This is a genomic window from Pseudogemmobacter bohemicus (assembly GCF_003290025.1).
Taxonomy (GTDB): Bacteria; Pseudomonadota; Alphaproteobacteria; order Rhodobacterales; family Rhodobacteraceae; genus Pseudogemmobacter; species Pseudogemmobacter bohemicus.
In genome coordinates this window covers 708424-724815 of sequence record NZ_QNHG01000001.1, presented here as the reverse complement: position 1 = coordinate 724815, position 16392 = coordinate 708424, and the positions used below count along the sequence as shown (strand labels likewise).

Sequence of the window (16392 nt, the reverse complement as noted above, 5' to 3'; positions counted from 1 at the left end):
ATGAGGACCGAGATCGCGCTGAACGTCCTTGCCTGTAACATCAAACGGATGATGGCGCTGATCGGGATCCAAGGGCTGATGGAGGCAGTGAAGGCCTGAAAAGGGCCGCCAAACCACGTCCTGTCGAGATTTGTTGCTGGTCGCCTCATCTTGGCCGGAGCAACGCGTCAGATATCATCCGCGGTGAGTTTCCATACAGCCTAGGCCCATAGCGGACGGTCGCAGCGATTAGTTGTAGGTCTGACAAACGAGAACGATCGGAGATATTAAGCCCGAGCTTTTGGCCAGTGGCGTTAGAATCACGCCTAAATCTTCTGGCGTGTGCTCGGCGCAGACGCGCACCTTGTCCTTGTCCACATCAATTGTTCCGTTGAAAATCGGAAGGCCGCGAATGGCTGGAGCGGGAACTTCCCACATTACATGATCGCCGACCGAAAGACGGAAACCTACCTGATCAGCAAGAGCAGAGGGACCGCTTATACGCTGTGGGCTAAAGTCCATTGTTTCCAGTCGAACGACCCTGCCGTTGATCGAGCAAGTAATCGGGGTGCGGGCAAGTTGGCCGAGGGTAAGGAACCCTAACGAAAGGTCGCCCCCATTATCAAATTGTCCACTGCCAATTTCAGTTTTGAATATGCGCACTGTCAGGTGTGCGTCGTAGACGTCATTATTCAAAGCAAAGCACTGGTTGGTCACGATGGTACCCGTCTGTTCAGCTTGGCAGGTACCAGCGGCAGACAAGACAAGCGCCATACAAGAGAGACGAAGAATCATTTTCATCGCTACAATCCTAGACGATCAGCGTCCGCTTCGTCCCGCATAGCTGACCCTCGCAACCTCTGCCTGACGACCGCCAGCCCCGTCCCTACGGCCCTGTGTGTGGAGGGCGGGCCGGGGCTGGCTCAGCGCCTATGCGATCCTTCCGCGACATTTCTACTTTGTGCAGCCAGCGACAGATTAACTTGGTGACAACATAAAACCAGGACTGCATCTGCAAAGCCCCCCTGTCCGCACAGCCAAGCGGCACCCGGCCCAGCGGCGGTGCCACCCCCATCGCCATGATCCAGAGCAGTGCACAGGCCAGCCATGAATACCGGCAGCCTTCTGCGAAACCTCAGGCTGATCAGCCAGGCGATGCCCCAGGCTGCGTCAGCATCGTCAGGGCCAGCGTTACCGCGAGGTGCCCTGTCACCTGCAGCGTGACCGGCACAGGGCTCAAATCGACAAACGGACCGGAACCGCGCCAGGCATCCCGCTTTGAGTGCCGCGCTCGCGGTAAGGCGTGGTGTTGTAATGCGCACGGTAGCATTTCGAGAAATGCGAAGGGCTGGCAAAGCCGCAGGCCAGCGCCACATTGATCACCGACATATCGGTCTGCATCAGCAGGTTGCGCGCTTTCGACAGCCGCAGCTCCATATAATAGCGCTTCGGGCTGCGGTTCAGATAGCGGCGGAACAGGCGCTCCAGCTGCCGTGTCGACATCCCCACCCGTTCCGCCAGATCAGCGGGGGAAAGCGGGTCCTCGATGCTCCCCTCCATCATCTGGATGACAAGGCTCAGCTTCGGATGCCTGACCCCGATCCGGGTCGGGATCGACAGGCGCTGTGTGTCCTGATCGGTGCGGATGGTCGAATAGATCAGCTGATCGGCCACGGTATTCGCCAGCGTCTCGCCATGATCGGCGGCGATCACCTTCAGCATCAGATCCAGCGACGAAGTCCCCCCGGCGGTCGACCAGCGGTTGCCATCCATCACAAAGACCGATTTCGTCAGCCGCACCTCCTCGAAATCCTCAAGGAAACCATCCTGATTCTCCCAATGGATCGTGGCCTTCCTGCCATCAAGCAACCCCGCTTTGGCCAGCGCCCAGGCCCCGGTGCAAAGCCCGCCAATCGTCACCCCCCGCCGCGCCTCGCGCCGCAGCCAGGACAGCACCGCTTTCGAGGTCGCCTTCTGCACATCCAGCCCGCCGCAGACGAGAATCACATCCTCGCGGTCGATCTCATCCAGCCCGAGATCCAGCCGGAAAGCGGTGTCGTTGGAACAGGTGGCCGAAGCGCCGCCCTCCCCCGCCAGAACCCAGGAATAGATCTTGCGCCCGGCCACGCGGTTCGCGATGCGCAAAGGCTCAATGGCCGAGGCGAAGGCCAGCAGGGTAAAGCGGTCCAGGAGCAGAAAGACGAAGCGCCGCGTGCCACCGCTGCGCCCGGCAGCCGCGCCGCCGCCGGCAGGGCCGGCACCAACAGCGCTTTTCACCGCTCCTGATTGTTGCACCTTGCTCTCGGGGCTGGGCATCTGCTCTGACCTTTTCACAATACGACAGATTCATGTCGTTAAATCGGGATGGAAGCCGATATTTTACACTTGTGCAAGAGATCACGATTGCACGCTGCAGGTCGCGTCAAAGGGCGGCCCGCCTTGCACCGCCGCCGCCCCTCGCGCAAGATCGGCACGCCCCATTCCAAATGCAGGACCAAGCGATGCCAGCCCCGATCAGCCTTTATTTCTGGCCCACCCCGAACGGCCATAAGATCGCCATCGCGCTGGAGGAGCTTGGCCTGCCCTATGAGGTCAGGCTGATCAATATCGGCCAGGGCGACCAGTTCGCGCCCGATTTCCTCGCCATCGCGCCGAATAACCGCATCCCGGCGATTGTCGATCCCGAAGGGCCCGATGGCGCGCCGGTATCGGTTTTCGAATCCGGGGCGATCCTGCAATATCTCGCCCGCAAAACCGGCCGGCTTTACGGCACAAACGAGCGCGAAAAGATCCAGATCGAGGAATGGCTGATGTGGCAGATGGGCGGCGTCGGCCCGATGGCGGGCCAGGCCAATCACTTCCTGCGCTACGCCCCCGAGATGGATCCGCCCCAGGTGCTGCCCTATGCCCAGGACCGCTACCGGCGCGAGGTCGGGCGGCTTTACGGCGTGCTCGACCGCCGCCTCGCGGATCGCCCCTTCGTCGCGGGCGACAGCCTTTCCATCGCCGATATCGCGATCTGGCCCTGGGCGCGCGCCTGGGAAAAACAACAGCAAACCATCGACGACAAACCGCAGTTCAAAGCCTGGCTCGACCGCCTCGCCGCCCGCCCCGCCTTTGCCAAAGGCATCGCGCTGGCCTCCGATGCCCGCCCCGCCACGCTCGACAAGACCGCCATCGAAAACCTTTACAAACGCTGATAAAAGGCCCGGGGCGCGCGTGCGCGCAACACCCCGGGCCTCCCTTCATCTGTCCCTGAATATCCCGGGGGAAATGCCCGGCACGGGCATCAGGGGGGCTGGCCCCCCGCTTCCGCCAGCCATGCGCCGGCTTACCCCTCGCTGCCCTTGTCTTCAGGCTCGATCACATAGCGCCCCAGCATGGTGATCTGCACCATCAGGAACACGAAAAGCGCCGCAGGAAAGGCAAAGGTCTCCAGCGTCACCCAGGTCGCTTCCGACATATTGCGCCAGATCAGTTCATTCGCCACCGCCAGCGCCAGAAAGACCAGCGCGAGGCGCCGTGTCAGGATCATCCAGCCCTCATGCTGCATCGGCAGCGCCGAGCCAAGCACCCATTCCAGCCAGCTTTGCCCGCGCAACAGCCCGATCCCCAGCAGCGCCGCGAATGTCCCGTAAACCAGCGTCGTCTTCATCTTGAAAAAGCTGGCATCGTTGAAATAAGCCGTCAGCCCGCCGAAAAAGATCACCACCAGTCCGGTGAAGATCTGCATCCTGGACAGGGTTCCGGTCAGGAGCCACAGGGCGGCAATCGAGGCCAGCAGGATCGGCACGAAAACCACCGCCGCCACGATGAAGCCGGAATATTCCGTGCCACCGATCAGGTATTTCTCATCCTTGATCCACATATAGATCGCAAAGAACAGGACTGTCGGCCCCAGTTCCAGCACCTGTTTCAGCACCGGGTTGATCGCTTTTTCCGCCATATCGCCTTCCGTGTCACATCACCGCTCAGCTGCGGTCGCCACGGCGCCAGTCGATAACAAACCGGGTGTCATCGAACAATGGTGCCAGCTCTTTCATCGTCTTCGGCATCCCCGCCAGTGCGAAACGCGCAAAGCGCGCCGCCCCGAAACCGCTGGCCGAGCGGAACCCGACCACAAGCTTGCCGCGCGGATTGGGCAGGTCCGACAAGAGCGCCGCCAGCGCCGCCCTGGACGGCGCCGGAAAGGCCGCATCGGGCAGCTGGTTGATCGCGGTGCGCAGCTCCAGCTTTTTCTCCGCCACCACCCGGGCAAAACCCGCCTCGCTGTCTCCGTCACTGCCGCCGCTGTCCGGCAGCCGGCTGATCAGCATCGGCAGCAGGAATTGCTCGAAAAAGCCAAAGCTCTTCAGCTCAAGATCCAGCTCGCTCAGCGCGGCGCCGGTCAGCGCCATCTGCGCAGCCCCCGGCGTCGAGATGTCGATATTCTTCACCAGCGCGCCGAATTTCACCCGCGAACTGTCCCCGATCTGCAGGTCGAACAGCCCGACCCGCAGCTCCTTCTTCGCGCCGTCCCAGTTGCCGCGCAGCTCGAAAGCCATCTCGCCCTGCCGCGCCTGGGCCTGCAGCAGGTAATCCATCCGCGCATCGCCGCTCCGGGCGGTCAGCCGGATTGCCTCGGCCGTCAGGGTTAGATCGGCGGATTTCACACTGCCATCCGAGACCCAGTTCAGCGCCGAGCCGGCAATCACCACCTTGTCGGCAAAGACCACCGGCGCATAGCGCGACTCGCCGGCCATCGCCACGTCGCTATATTCGCAGGCACCATCCGTCAGCCCGGAATAGCGCGCCTGCAGGGTGCTTCCGCCCTGGCTGGCCGCATTTTGCAGCGCCTGCAACACCGCCTCGCAGCGCGCAGGCGTCACCTCCTGCGCCCGGGCGGATACGGCAAACCCCGCGCCGATCAGGGCAGGCAGCAGCAGAGAAGACAATCTGGCAAGCATCACTTTTAACCCTGTCTGGCGGCCGGAGCGCCCAGCCTCACTATTTCGCGCCTCACTATTTCGCGCCCAGCTCTTTCGCGCCCGCCTCTTCCGCACCCCGGTCCATTCCTCCCGGGCCCATTCCTCCCGGGTCGGAAGTCACTTCTCCAGACCGACCAGAGCGCGGGCAAAATCGTCAGGATCGAAGGGCGAGAGATCGTCGATCTGCTCGCCGACACCGATGGCATGAATGGGCAGACCAAAGCGGTCGGCCAGCGCGACAAGCACACCGCCTTTGGCAGTGCCGTCAAGCTTGGTCATCACCAGCCCCGAGACATCGGCAATTTTGCGGAAAATATCGACCTGGGTAACGGCATTCTGGCCGGTGGTCGCATCCAGCACCAGGAGCGTGTTATGCGGCGCGGTCGCGTCTTTCTTCTTCAGCACGCGAACGATTTTGGCCAGTTCCTCCATCAGGTCCTGGCGGTTTTGCAGCCGGCCGGCAGTGTCGATCATCAAAAGATCGGCGCCGTCCTCCTGGGCGCGGCTCAGCGCGTCATAGGCAAGGCTTGCGGGGTCCGAGCCCTCGGGCGCGGTCAGCACCGGCACGCCGGCACGCTCGCCCCAGACCTTCAGCTGATCCACCGCCGCGGCGCGGAACGTGTCCCCGGCCGCGATCACCACCTTCTTGCCGGCAGCGCGGAACTGGCTGGCCAGCTTGCCGATCGTCGTGGTCTTGCCCGAACCGTTCACGCCCACAACCAGCACAACCTGCGGCTTTTTCGAATAAAGCGGCAGCGGCTTTGCCACCGGGGTCATAATGCGCGCGACCTCACCGGCCAGCGCCTCTTTCAGCTCGGAGGTCGAGACTTTGCGCCCGAACCGCCCTTCGGCGATATTGGCCGTGACCCGGGTGGCAGTATCGACGCCCAGATCGGCCTGGATCAGCAACTCTTCAAGGCTTTCAAGCATCTGGTCGTCAAGCACCCGACGCGGCTCAGCGCTTTCGCCCCGGCCGAAAAGCCGGCCGAGAAAGCCTGGCCTCACTGGTTCCGCCGCAGGCGGCTCAGCCTCTGCCGGAGCCTTCACCGCAGGGGTCAGCACCGCTGGCGTCAGCACCGCTGGCGTCAGCACGGGGGAGGCTGCCGGTGCCGGAACTGTCACGGCGGGCGGCACCGCGGAAACAGCGGCAGAACCCGGCCCGCTATCCCCCGCACCACGCCTGCCCGTCCCTGCCTCGGCCTCGTCCGTCTCAGCAGCCTCAGCCCTGCCGCCTGCATCATCGGCGCTCTGCTCCGGTCCGGCAGCCGGGGCAGATGCCCTGTGCCCCCGGGCGCCCTGATCCGCCGGTTCCGGCCCGGCATCGGTCTCCGCCTCTGCCCCCTCCTGAACCAGCGCCTCCAGCCCTTCCCCGATCTTGTCGGAAGAGCGGAACAGCCGGTCCTTGAGCTTGCGGAAGATCGACATGGCAAAACCCTTCATTCAGTCAGGTTTTACCTGGTCATTTTGCCTTGCGAAGTAAAGGGCAATGGGGCTTTGCCGCCGCAACCGGCAACGGATGCGCCTGGCCCCGGAAAAAGGGCATGTCCCCCTGTGACAAGGCGTGGCCTTTTCCCCGCCGGGGTTTCGTGTTTCCCTTCGCCCCATCATGTCCGAGAGCGATCCCCCTTCCCGCCGCACCGCGCCGATCCCGATGGCGGCCTTCGCGCTGGCCGCCGCCACGCCGGTGCCGCTCCTGGTTCTTGGCGCGCTGCTGGGCGGCGCCTGGCTCTGGGCGGGGTTCCTTTACATGGCGCTTTTGTCGGTGCTGCTGGATCAGCTGATCCCCTGGGTTGCCGGCGAAAGCGAAGAGGGCCAGGAATTCCCCGGCGCCGATGCAGTGCTGGCGGGGATCGGGCTTTCGGCGCTGGTGCTGCTGCCGGTGGCGGTCTGGGCGATTGCCGGCAGCTCGGGTCTTTCGGTCGGGCAGCGGGTGCTGATGTTCTTCGGCACCGGCTTCTGGCTGGGACAGGTCGGGCATCCGGCAGCGCATGAGCTGATCCACCGCATGACACGCCCGCTCTTCCGCCTCGGCCAGGTCTTTTACGCCGCGATCCTGTTTGGCCAGCATGCCTCGGCCCATCGCCTCGTACATCACCGTTTCGTCGCCACCGACCAGGACCCGAATTCCGCGCGCGAGGGCGAAAGCTTCTACCGCTTTGCGCCGCGTGCCTGGATCGGCTCGTTCCGCCTTGGCCGGCAGGCCGAGAGTGATCTCAGGGCAAGGGCAAAGACCCGCCTGGGGCTGCATCCCTATGCGATTTACGCGCTTGGCGGGGCGATCTCGCTGGTGCTGGCCTTTGCGATTGCCGGGCTGCCCGGCATCGGTATCTGGATCCTCCTGGGGCTGCATGCGCAAATGCAGGTGCTGGTCTCGGATTATGTGCAGCATTACGGGCTGCGCCGGCGCATCCTGGACAATGGCCGCCCCGAGCCGGTCAGCCCCCGCCACAGCTGGAACACCGCGCATTGGTTCACCTCGGCCATGATGCTGAACGCGCCGCGCCATTCCGATCACCATGCGCATCCCTCGCGCCCCTATCCCGCGCTGCGGCTGCCCGGGGCCGATGAGGCGCCGCGCCTGCCCTGGCCTTTGCCGGTGGCCTGCACGCTGGCCTTCCTGCCCCGAACCTGGGCCCGCGCCATCCGCCCGCATCTGAAACGCTGGCGCGAAAGCGACAATTCCCCCGGCACGCGCCAGAGGTAACAGATGCCTGACTGGCAAAAGCCTCCGGTCTCTGCCAGGTTTCGCCAAAACAGCCAAAGCGCCCGATCCTGATCAGCGCGCCCCGGCGATGAACCTTGTGTCAGGAGCTCCGATGCGTTTCATCCCCGCAATCTCCCTTTGCCTGGGGCTTGGTCTTGCACCGGTCATCAGCCAGATGGCTGCCGCCGAAACCGTCTCGCCCCCCACAGGCGAGACCATGAATGCCGCCGATTTCGACGCCTATGTCGAAGGCAAGACCCTGACCTGGTCGCAATATGGTTCGGTCTTTGGCATCGAGGAATATCTGCCGGGTCGCAAAGTGCGCTGGAAAACATCGCCCGATGAATGCCAGTATGGCAGCTGGTATGAGCGTGCCGGAATGATCTGCTTTGTCTATGAATACAGCAGCGGCGAGCATTGCTGGACCTTCTGGAACGAGAATGGCCAGCTGCGGGCGCTTTCTGAAGGGGCGCTCCCGGGATCGGAACTGACCGAAGTTGACCAGACGCCGGAGCCTCTGGCCTGCCCGGCGCCGGATGTGGGGGTCTGAGATGACGACCGTTTCCATGCAAAGCATCGCCGCCGGGTTTGCCGCCCTGTCCTTCCTCGTCCTGCCCGCCCTGGCGCAGGAGGGCGGCGTCCGGCAATTCCAGTCCCCTCCCGCGGCTGAATTCGGCGATGCGCCCCCCGATTTACCGCCGGGGGCCGCCCCCGACCTGGCGCCCGGCACCGCCGATCCCGCGCTCGACGCTGCGGAATTCGACGCGCTGACCCGGGGCAAGACCTTTGACACCTATGATTCCGTCAGCGGCCTTTATGGGGTCGAAAGCTTCCTCTCGGGCCAGCGGGTGATCTGGCGCGATGCGGAACGCTGCATGAATGGCAGCTGGGAACAGGTCGGGGAACAGATCTGCTTCCTCTATGAAGACAAGCCCAATGAGCCGGTCTGCTGGACCTATCACGACCGAAGCGGCTGGATTCTCGGGCGTTATCAGGGCTTTGTCGAGCTGCCGCCGATCATGCTCTACCCCGCCCAGGGGCCGATCTCCTGCCAGGCCTATCTGGGCGCCTGATCCGGGCACCTGTTCGGGCGCCAGATCCGGAGGCCAGATCCGGACCCCCTGATATCGGCCCCGTATGAGGCTGGCCCAGTATAAGGCTGGCCCGTATGAGGCTGTCCCCAGGCCACCCGGAAAGGCGCGCCTCAGAAAAGCGAGCCCTGACCGCCTCCCGGCTCATCCTTTCGCGGCTTTGCCGGTCTGGCCGGGCGCGCGGCCGCGCCACCGCCCTCCACCGCCTCCGCCTCTGTCAACGGAACCGTCACCGGAACCGGGTTTGTAAGCGCGACCCTCCCGGTGACGAATTCGATCTCAAGATGCGCCGCCGCCCGTGCCGCCTGCGCAGTGCTCACCACATGGCCGTCGCCCCAGACCACCGCGAAACCGCGCTTCAGCGTCTCATTATAGCCAAGGCTCTGGCGGGTGCGATCAAGCCGCTCCAACGCCTCGCGCGCGCGGGTGATCCTTTGGCCTGGCACTGCATCCAGACGTAAAGAAAGCCCTTCAAGCCTTTGACGCTGATCGAAAACCCGCCGTGCGGCATCCGTGACCAGCCGCAGCATCGCCGGTTCCAGCCGCGAGGCCCATTGCGCCAGCTGCACCTGAGCACGCTCAAACCGGCGCATGAACCGCGCCTCAAGCGCATCGGCGCGGTTGGCGACATGGCCACGCCGCTCGCGCACATAGCCAAGCAGCAGCCCCGGCTGCACCCGCCCGGCCACCCGCGCGAAATCGCCGCGCCGCCGCGCCACCATCAGCCCAAGGGCGCCCCCGAGCCGGCCCGAAGCATGATCCAGCCGCTGCGCCGCAGCACCGGTCAGTGCCTCGGGGCGCGGCAAAGCGCGGGCCAGATCGGTCAGCCGCTGGCGCCGACGCTCCGTCCCCTGCGAGACCGAGCGCAACAGCCGCGACGACAGAGCGTCCAGCGTCGCCAGCAGCTCCAGCCGGACCGGCACCGCAAGTTCCGCCGCCGCTGTCGGCGTCGGCGCCCGCAGATCGGCGGCAAAGTCGATCAGCGTCGTGTCGGTCTCATGCCCCACGGCCGAGATCAGCGGGATCCGGCTTTCCGCAGCCGCCCGAACCACGATTTCCTCGTTGAAACCCCAGAGATCCTCAAGACTGCCGCCGCCCCGCGCGACGATGATCAGATCCGGGCGCGGGATCGACCCGCCCGCGGGCAGCGCGTTGAAACCCCGGATCGCAGCCGCGACCTCTGGCGCGCAACGCTCGCCCTGGACCGCCACCGGCCAGATCAGCACCGGGCGCGGGAAACGGTCGCGCAGCCGGTGCAGGATGTCGCGGATCACCGCCCCCGAAGGCGAGGTCACCACCCCGATCACCTGCGGCAACCAGGGGATCGGCTGCTTGCGGGCGGGGTCAAACAGGCCCTCGGCCTGCAACATGGCACGGCGTTTTTCCAGCATCGCCATCAGGGCGCCGGCCCCAGCCGGGGCCAGATCGTCGATGATCAGCTGATATTTCGACTGGCCCGGGAAAGTGGTCATCCGCCCGGTGGCGATCACCTCCATCCCCTCTTCGGGCCGGACGGTCAGCCGCCCCGCCTGGCCTTTCCAGGTGATGGCGGCGATGACCGAACGGTCATCCTTGAGGTCATAGTAAAGATGCCCCGAGGCCGGGCGCGACACCCGCCCGATCTCGCCACGCACCCGGACCATGCCGAATTCGCCCTCGATCACGCGCTTCACCGCGCCCGAAAGCTCGGAGACGGTGAATTCCGGGCGATTGCCGCCCTGATCGGGCTCCTGATCGTCAAACAGTTCCATAGGGCAGTTTTGCCCTGCCCCGCGCGGGCATGCAACTGGCGAGGTTTACATCCGGCGCCCGATCCGCGCGGCCTTGCGGGCCTTATCGGCCAGATCGCGCATCTTCTTCGCCTGTTCGCGGTCTTCGGGCGTCAGTTCCGCATCGCTTTTGCCACGCCGCGCCGCATAATCGGTGGCGCTGCGGACGCCCTTGTTCACCGCTTTGCGCAGGAACATGTTCACCAGCATATTGATCAGCCGGTTCATATCCATCTCACCCTCCCTGGGGCAGTGCAGAGATCAATCCTCGAACAGCTCGCTCTGACCGCTTTGCGCCTCATCCTCATCATCATCGCGTGGCAAATCCTGGCCCGGCATCGGGCGATTTTCAAGCAGACCTGTCGAGCGCAGCTCTTTCAGCCCCGGCAGATCGCGCGCGGATTCGAGACCGAAATGGTCAAGAAAGCCCTCGGTCACCACGAAAGTCACCGGCCGCCCCGGCGTCATGCGGCGGCGGCCAAAGCGGATCCATTCCATCTCCATCAACTGGTCGATGGTGCCACGCGAAACCGCAACCCCACGGATTTCCTCGATTTCCGCCCGCGTAGTCGGCTGGTGATAGGCGATGATCGCCAGCGTCTCGATCGCCGCGCGGGAAAGCTTGCGGCTCTCGACCTGCTCGCGCACCATCAGATGGCCCAGATCGCCGGCTGTGCGAAACGCCCAGGCATCGCCCACCCGGGTCAGATGCACACCGCGCCCCTCATAGCGTTTGCGAAGGTAAGCCAGCGCCTCGGCAGGGTCGCAGCCATGCGGCATGCGTTTTGCGAGCTCCGCAACCGTCATCGGCTCGGTCGAGGCAAAAAGCATGGCCTCGACCATGCGCTCCTGCTCGCCCATCGGGGGGGCCTCGAAAAGGCTTTGTTCCTCCGGCTCGCGGCTCATTCGGGCTCCCTCCGCCGGATCTGGATCGGCGCGAAAGTCTCGCCCTGGCGCAGGGTCAGCTGGCCGCGTTTCGCCATTTCCAGCACCGCCGCGAAATGCGCCGCCGTCACGGATCTGCGCGCCATCGGCGTCGCATCCCAGCCCTCGGGCATGAAACCCGACAGATCCGCCCAGTCGCCCGCATAGCCGATCAGTCCGCGCATCCGGTCAAGCGCCTGTTCCATGGTGAAAACATGCTCGCGGTCCATCACGAAGGGGCGGAACTCGTCGCGGGTACGGATGCGGGCATAGGCGCGCATCAGGTCGAGAAGGTTCGCCTCCCACCGTGTTTTGCGCTGCAGGGAAACCGTCTCGGGCTGGCCGCGCACAAAGAAATCGCGCCCCTTCTGGTCACGCGCCATCAGCCGCGCCGCCGCCTCGCGCATCGCCTGCAGCCGTTCCAGCTGGAAGGCCAGATGCGCGGCGAGTTCTTCGGCGGAAGGCCCGGCCTCGCCCGGTTCGGGCGGCAACAGAAGACGCGACTTCAGAAAGGCGAGCCAGGCCGCCATCACCAGGTAATCCGCCGCCAGCTCGATCCTGAGTTTCGCCGCCTTGTTCACGAACAGCAGATACTGTTCCGCCAGCTGCAAAACCGAGATCCGCCGCAGATCCACCTTTTGCGTCCGGGACAGCGTCAGCAAAAGGTCCAGCGGCCCCTCGAACCCGTCGACATCGACAATCAGCGCCTCGGCGGCAAGCCGGGCGGCAGGGTCCAGCCGTTCCGGCAGGGACCAGTCATCGGCCAGAGGCAGCTGCGTCTCGTCATTCATCCATGGGCATCCCGCGACAGAGCCAGAAACTCTGCCCCGAGGCCCTCGATGTCAACCTTATCGGGCGCGGCCCGGCGCAGGAGCGCCCGCGCCGCCCGTTCCTGCGCGGGCCCGGTCATCTCGCCCGCAGCCGCCGCGACGGCCTGCATCTGACCGAAATCGCCCTTGCAATGCAGCGCGATATCGCAGCCCGCCCGGATCGAGGCGGCAGTGCGCTCGGCCAGGCTGCCCGAAAGCGCCTCCATATTCAGATCGTCGGTCATCAACAGGCCGTGAAAGCCGATCTCTTCGCGGATCACCCGGATCATCTCAGGGCTCTGCGTCGCCGGGTGGTCGGGGTCGTAATCGGCAAAAACGATATGGGCGGTCATTGCCATCGGCAGGTCAGAGAGCGCGGTGAAGGGCCAGAAATCCACCTCATGCAGCTCCGTGCGCGAAGCGGTGACGCGGGGAAGCTCGTGATGTGTGTCCTGACGCGCGAGGCCATGGCCGGGCATATGTTTGATCACCGGCAACACGCCGCCCGAAAGCAGCCCATCGGCGACCGCACGGCCGATCCGTGCCACGGCCTCGGGGCCGGTGCCGTAACAGCGGTTTTTCAGGAAAGGATGGGTGTCGGTGCGGGCCACATCGCCCACCGGCGCACAATTCGCATCAATACCGACGGCGCGCAGCTCATCCGCGATGAGGCGGGCCATGATCTCCATCGCGCGCAAAGCGGCTTCGGGGGCCAGACGGGCGATCAGGTCAAAGGGCGGCTCCCATTCGCGCCAATGGGGGGCACGCATCCTCTGGACGCGGCCGCCTTCCTGGTCGATCAGGATCGGTGCCTCGCGGCCCACGGCGTCGCGCAGATCAGAGGTCAGGCGGCTAAGCTGATCCGGATCCTCGACATTACGCGCGAAGAGGATAAAGCCCAAAGGGTCGTAATCGCGAAAGAAGTCGCGTTCCTGGGCCAGGAGAGCGGTTCCGGCCGTGCCGAAAATCGCCGCGCCGCGCCCGGTTGCGACCTGTTCCGCCGGGGTCATCTTTGGGTAACCGGGATGCAGTTGATCTGTTCCGCCACCGCAGCCGAGCAGAAGCGGCGCGCATCATCCTCGCTGGCGAAGCCAAAGCCGCGCAACCGCCAGAAGGTAAGGCCGCCGCTTTCCGCCGATTGCACCACCATCTGTTTTTCCGCCATCAGCGGCCCCAGCTTTGCCGCGATCTTCTGCCATTCGGCCTGGGCCTGGGCCTCGCTGTCATAGGCGCCGAATTGCACAAGGCGGGCGCCGACTTCGATTGTGGCGGGGTCTTTGCCGGCCCCTGAGGCTGCGGGTGCGACAGCGGCGGTCTGGGTGACATTTACCGGCGCAGTTGCTGCGGCCATGCTGGCCTGAGCCGGACTGGCCTGACCCAGACTGTCCGGGCGCAGACGGGGGCGCGGCGAGGAGATCATGGCGCCGGGCGGTGCCGCAGGCGCAGCCGCCGCGACCAGATCGGCCGAAGCCGCCTCATCCATGCCAAGCGCCTCGGCCAGCGCAAGCGCCACCGCCTCATCCTGGCTGATGATTGCCGGCTGGCTTTCGACCGCCACTGCCGGGGCTGCGGGCAATTCTTCAGGCGTGACTTCCAGCGGCAGCGGAGATTCCTCGGCGACAGACATGCGCGAGACCTCTGCCCCACCTGCCGGAGCCGGTGCCACTGCCGGTGCCATCACCGCCCCCTGCACGCCCCCCGGCGCAATCGGCGCCTCGGCGACCATCGCGAGACCGGCCACATCGTCAGCCGCCAGCTCGACCGGGGCCGGTGCCAGCACCACCCGATCCGAGCCATTGCCGCCATCCCGCGCCGCAACATCATTCACCGAAAGCCCCTGATAGTCGACAACCATGCCGCCCCCCACTTCCGGGGCGCTGCGCATCGGCCCTTCCAGCGCTTTGACAACCGGCACGCCGCGCACGTCGCGCACCGCCAGCTCCCAGCCCCAATAGCCCAGCGACAGAACCAGCGCCACCGAGCCGAGCGCGCCCGCCATGTTGACCATGCGCTGCCCGCGTGTCAGCGGTAAAGCAGGTGCCATCGCGGCAGACGCCCTGTTGCCGTCCTGAACCTGGAAAGCGGAGCCCCCCTGCGCGCGCGGCTGCAGCGGCTGTCGCGGCTGGACGCGGGCCTGACCTGTGGCGCCTTCAGCGCCCCGCAGCGGCGCGGCTTCGGGAAAACCCGGCCGCGCGGCATTCGACCTTGTGGAATTCGACCGCGTATAATCCTGCGGCCGCGCATGTGATGCGTAGCCGCCGTAATCGCCGTAATCAGCGTTTGCCATGCCTGCCCTCTGCGCCTGCTCTCAGGGCTTATGATGCCCTTTGCCTGTGAGTGCCGGCTGCGGGCGCTGTTGGTCAGCGCATCTCTTCAACCGGCGTCACACCCAGGATAGCAAGACCTGCGCAAATGACAACGCCCGTGGCGCGTGCAAGGGCGATTTTCGCCTGTGAATCAGCCACTTTCTCCTGCACGAAGCGCAATTCCGTTTCATCATTGCCACGGTTCCACAGCCCATGAAACTCTGACGCGAGTTCATAGAGGTAGAAGGCGACGCGATGCGGCTCGTTATTGCGGGCGGCGATTTCCACCAGACGCGGCCATTCGGCGATTTTCTTCAACAGCGCGATTTCCGCCGGATGCGACAGGCTGCGGTGATCGGCGGCCAGCAGCGCGGAATCGTCGACCGGGGTTCCGGCCTCACGCGCTTTACGCATCACGGAATTCACCCGCGCATTGGCATATTGCACATAGAAGACCGGATTGTCCCTGGACTGTTCCAGCACTTTGGCAAAGTCGAAATCCAGCGCCACGTCATTCTTGCGGGTCAGCATGATGAAGCGGGTGACATCGGCCCCCGCCTCATCAACCACATCGCGGAGCGTCACAAAAGTGCCGGCGCGTTTCGACATCTTGAAGGGTTCGCCGTTTTTATACAGCTTGACCAGCTGGATCAGCCGGATATCCAGCGGCACTTTGCCATCCGAAAGCGCAGCAACGGCCGCTTTCATCCGTTTGACATAGCCGCCATGATCAGCGCCGAAAATGTCGATCAGCTGGTTGAAACCGCGTTTCACCTTATTGTAGTGATAGGCGATATCCGGAGCGAAATAGGTCCAGGAGCCGTCGGATTTCATCACCGGCCGGTCAACGTCATCGCCGTGATCGGTGGAGCGGAACAGCGTCTGCTCGCGCGCCTCCCAGTCTTCCGGAAGCTTGCCTTTCGGCGGCTCCAGCACGCCCTCATAGATCAGGCCTTTCGAGCGCAGTTCTGCAATAGCTGCCTCGATCTCGCCAGTGCCGTAAAGCGCCTTTTCCGAGGAATAGACATCCATGGTGACGCCAAGCACCGCCAGATCCGCGCGGATCATCCCCATCATCGCTTCCGTCGCGAATTCGCGGATATCCGCGAGCCAGACGGATTCCGGCTGGTCAATCAGCGAGGTGCCGTATTTCGCCCTGAGCGCCTCGCCCACCGGGATCAGGTAATCGCCGGGGTAAAGACCTTCGCGGATCTCGGGCTCAAGCCCGTTCGCCTCGCGGTAGCGCTCATAGGCCGAGCGCGCCAGCACATCGACCTGTGCGCCGCCATCATTGATGTAATATTCGCGGGTGACATTCCATCCGGCAAAGGCCAGCAGATTGGAAAGCGCATCGCCCACCACCGCGCCCCGCACATGCCCGACATGCATCGGGCCGGTCGGGTTCGCCGAGACGAATTCGATATTCACCTTCTCGCCGCCGCCAATGGTGGAGCGGCCGAAAGCGGTACCCCCGGCCAGAGCCTCGCGCACCAGCCCCTGCCAGACCGCATCATCAAGCCGGAGGTTCAGAAAGCCCGGCCCCGCCACATCGGCGCCGGCGATGCGCGGATCCTCCATCAGACGGGTCGCGAGCTCAGAGGCAATCGCGCGCGGCTGGAGGCCTGCGGGTTTCGCCAGCACCATCGCGGCATTGGTCGCCATATCGCCATGGGCGGCATCGCGCGGGGGTTCCACCGCCACATTCGAAAGGTCGAGACCTGCGGGCAGCACGCCGTCTGTGGCCATCCGGCCCAGAGCATCCACCACCGCGCCGCGGATATCCGCAAAGAGGTTCATCTGATCAAATCCTGTCCTGATGGATCAGGCATTGCCAGAGGCGGCG

16 protein-coding genes are annotated in these 16392 nt (G+C 64.7%); 4 read left to right on the top strand and 12 right to left on the bottom strand.

Translation table 11 applies throughout. The features are described from left to right. Positions 1 to 228: 228 nt before the first annotated feature. Together DRF71_RS03490 and DRF71_RS03485 are read right to left on the bottom strand one after the other, a co-directional pair. Positions 229 to 780 (bottom strand): hypothetical protein, encoded by a 552-nt coding sequence (locus DRF71_RS03490; RefSeq protein WP_157970908.1) that lies wholly within the window; start codon positions 778 to 780, stop codon positions 229 to 231. A gap of 435 nt (positions 781 to 1215) precedes the next feature. Then, positions 1216 to 2295, bottom strand: coding sequence for a GlxA family transcriptional regulator (locus DRF71_RS03485; protein ID WP_112309166.1), 1080 nt, complete (start codon positions 2293 to 2295; stop codon positions 1216 to 1218). A 185-nt stretch (positions 2296 to 2480) separates the two neighbouring features. Between DRF71_RS03485 and DRF71_RS03480 the strand changes: the two genes are divergently transcribed. Beyond that, positions 2481 to 3179: a glutathione S-transferase N-terminal domain-containing protein gene (locus DRF71_RS03480; protein WP_112309961.1), complete on the top strand. Its 699-nt coding sequence runs from the start codon at positions 2481 to 2483 to the stop codon at positions 3177 to 3179. A 131-nt stretch (positions 3180 to 3310) separates the two neighbouring features. Here DRF71_RS03480 and DRF71_RS03475 read toward each other — a convergent pair whose 3' ends face one another. The 3 genes from DRF71_RS03475 to ftsY form a co-directional block, all read right to left on the bottom strand. Beyond that, the gene (locus DRF71_RS03475) at positions 3311 to 3925 is read right to left on the bottom strand and encodes an inner membrane-spanning protein YciB (RefSeq protein WP_112309165.1); all 615 of its coding nucleotides are present in this window, start codon (positions 3923 to 3925) and stop codon (positions 3311 to 3313) included. Positions 3926 to 3950: 25 nt separating this feature from the next. Continuing rightward, positions 3951 to 4925, bottom strand: coding sequence for a hypothetical protein (locus DRF71_RS03470; protein ID WP_112309164.1), 975 nt, complete (start codon positions 4923 to 4925; stop codon positions 3951 to 3953). A gap of 138 nt (positions 4926 to 5063) precedes the next feature. After that, positions 5064 to 6371, bottom strand: a complete 1308-nt coding sequence (gene ftsY, locus DRF71_RS03460; RefSeq protein ID WP_112309960.1) for a signal recognition particle-docking protein FtsY — start codon at positions 6369 to 6371, stop codon at positions 5064 to 5066. A gap of 181 nt (positions 6372 to 6552) precedes the next feature. Here ftsY and DRF71_RS03455 point away from each other — a divergent pair, with 181 nt between their 5' ends. The 3 genes from DRF71_RS03455 to DRF71_RS03445 all read left to right on the top strand — a co-directional run bounded on the left by DRF71_RS03455 (position 6553) and on the right by DRF71_RS03445 (position 8723). Then, complete coding sequence (locus DRF71_RS03455) at positions 6553 to 7650, top strand: alkane 1-monooxygenase (protein ID WP_232831281.1); 1098 nt, start codon at positions 6553 to 6555, stop codon at positions 7648 to 7650. Between the two features lie 112 nt (positions 7651 to 7762). Continuing rightward, a complete protein-coding gene (locus tag DRF71_RS03450) occupies positions 7763 to 8200 on the top strand; it encodes a hypothetical protein (RefSeq protein ID WP_232831279.1) in 438 nt (145 codons plus the stop codon). A 1-nt stretch (position 8201) separates the two neighbouring features. Continuing rightward, the gene (locus DRF71_RS03445; RefSeq protein ID WP_112309162.1) at positions 8202 to 8723 is read left to right on the top strand and encodes a hypothetical protein; all 522 of its coding nucleotides are present in this window, start codon (positions 8202 to 8204) and stop codon (positions 8721 to 8723) included. A gap of 131 nt (positions 8724 to 8854) precedes the next feature. On the opposite strand, the gene xseA is transcribed toward DRF71_RS03445, so the two are convergent. The 7 genes from xseA to argS all read right to left on the bottom strand — a co-directional run bounded on the left by xseA (position 8855) and on the right by argS (position 16346). After that, positions 8855 to 10492 (bottom strand): exodeoxyribonuclease VII large subunit, encoded by a 1638-nt coding sequence (gene xseA / locus DRF71_RS03440; RefSeq protein WP_112309161.1) that lies wholly within the window; start codon positions 10490 to 10492, stop codon positions 8855 to 8857. Positions 10493 to 10537: 45 nt separating this feature from the next. After that, positions 10538 to 10744 carry a hypothetical protein gene (locus DRF71_RS03435; protein ID WP_112309160.1) on the bottom strand — a complete coding sequence of 69 codons (207 nt, stop codon included), beginning with the start codon at positions 10742 to 10744 and terminating at the stop codon, positions 10538 to 10540. Positions 10745 to 10771: 27 nt separating this feature from the next. Beyond that, positions 10772 to 11416 (bottom strand): SMC-Scp complex subunit ScpB, encoded by a 645-nt coding sequence (scpB, locus tag DRF71_RS03430; RefSeq protein WP_112309159.1) that lies wholly within the window; start codon positions 11414 to 11416, stop codon positions 10772 to 10774. Further along, positions 11413 to 12225, bottom strand: coding sequence for a segregation and condensation protein A (locus DRF71_RS03425; RefSeq protein WP_112309158.1), 813 nt, complete (start codon positions 12223 to 12225; stop codon positions 11413 to 11415). Before DRF71_RS03425 ends, scpB begins: the two co-directional genes overlap by 4 nt. Continuing rightward, entirely contained in the window at positions 12222 to 13253 is a 1032-nt protein-coding gene (gene nagZ / locus DRF71_RS03420) for a beta-N-acetylhexosaminidase (protein WP_112309157.1), read from the bottom strand. Before nagZ ends, DRF71_RS03425 begins: the two co-directional genes overlap by 4 nt. Next, a complete protein-coding gene (locus DRF71_RS28975) occupies positions 13250 to 14530 on the bottom strand; it encodes an SPOR domain-containing protein (protein ID WP_269814325.1) in 1281 nt (426 codons plus the stop codon). Before DRF71_RS28975 ends, nagZ begins: the two co-directional genes overlap by 4 nt. Positions 14531 to 14603: 73 nt before the next feature. Continuing rightward, the gene (argS, locus tag DRF71_RS03410; RefSeq protein WP_112309156.1) at positions 14604 to 16346 is read right to left on the bottom strand and encodes an arginine--tRNA ligase; all 1743 of its coding nucleotides are present in this window, start codon (positions 16344 to 16346) and stop codon (positions 14604 to 14606) included. Positions 16347 to 16392: the final 46 nt, after the last annotated feature.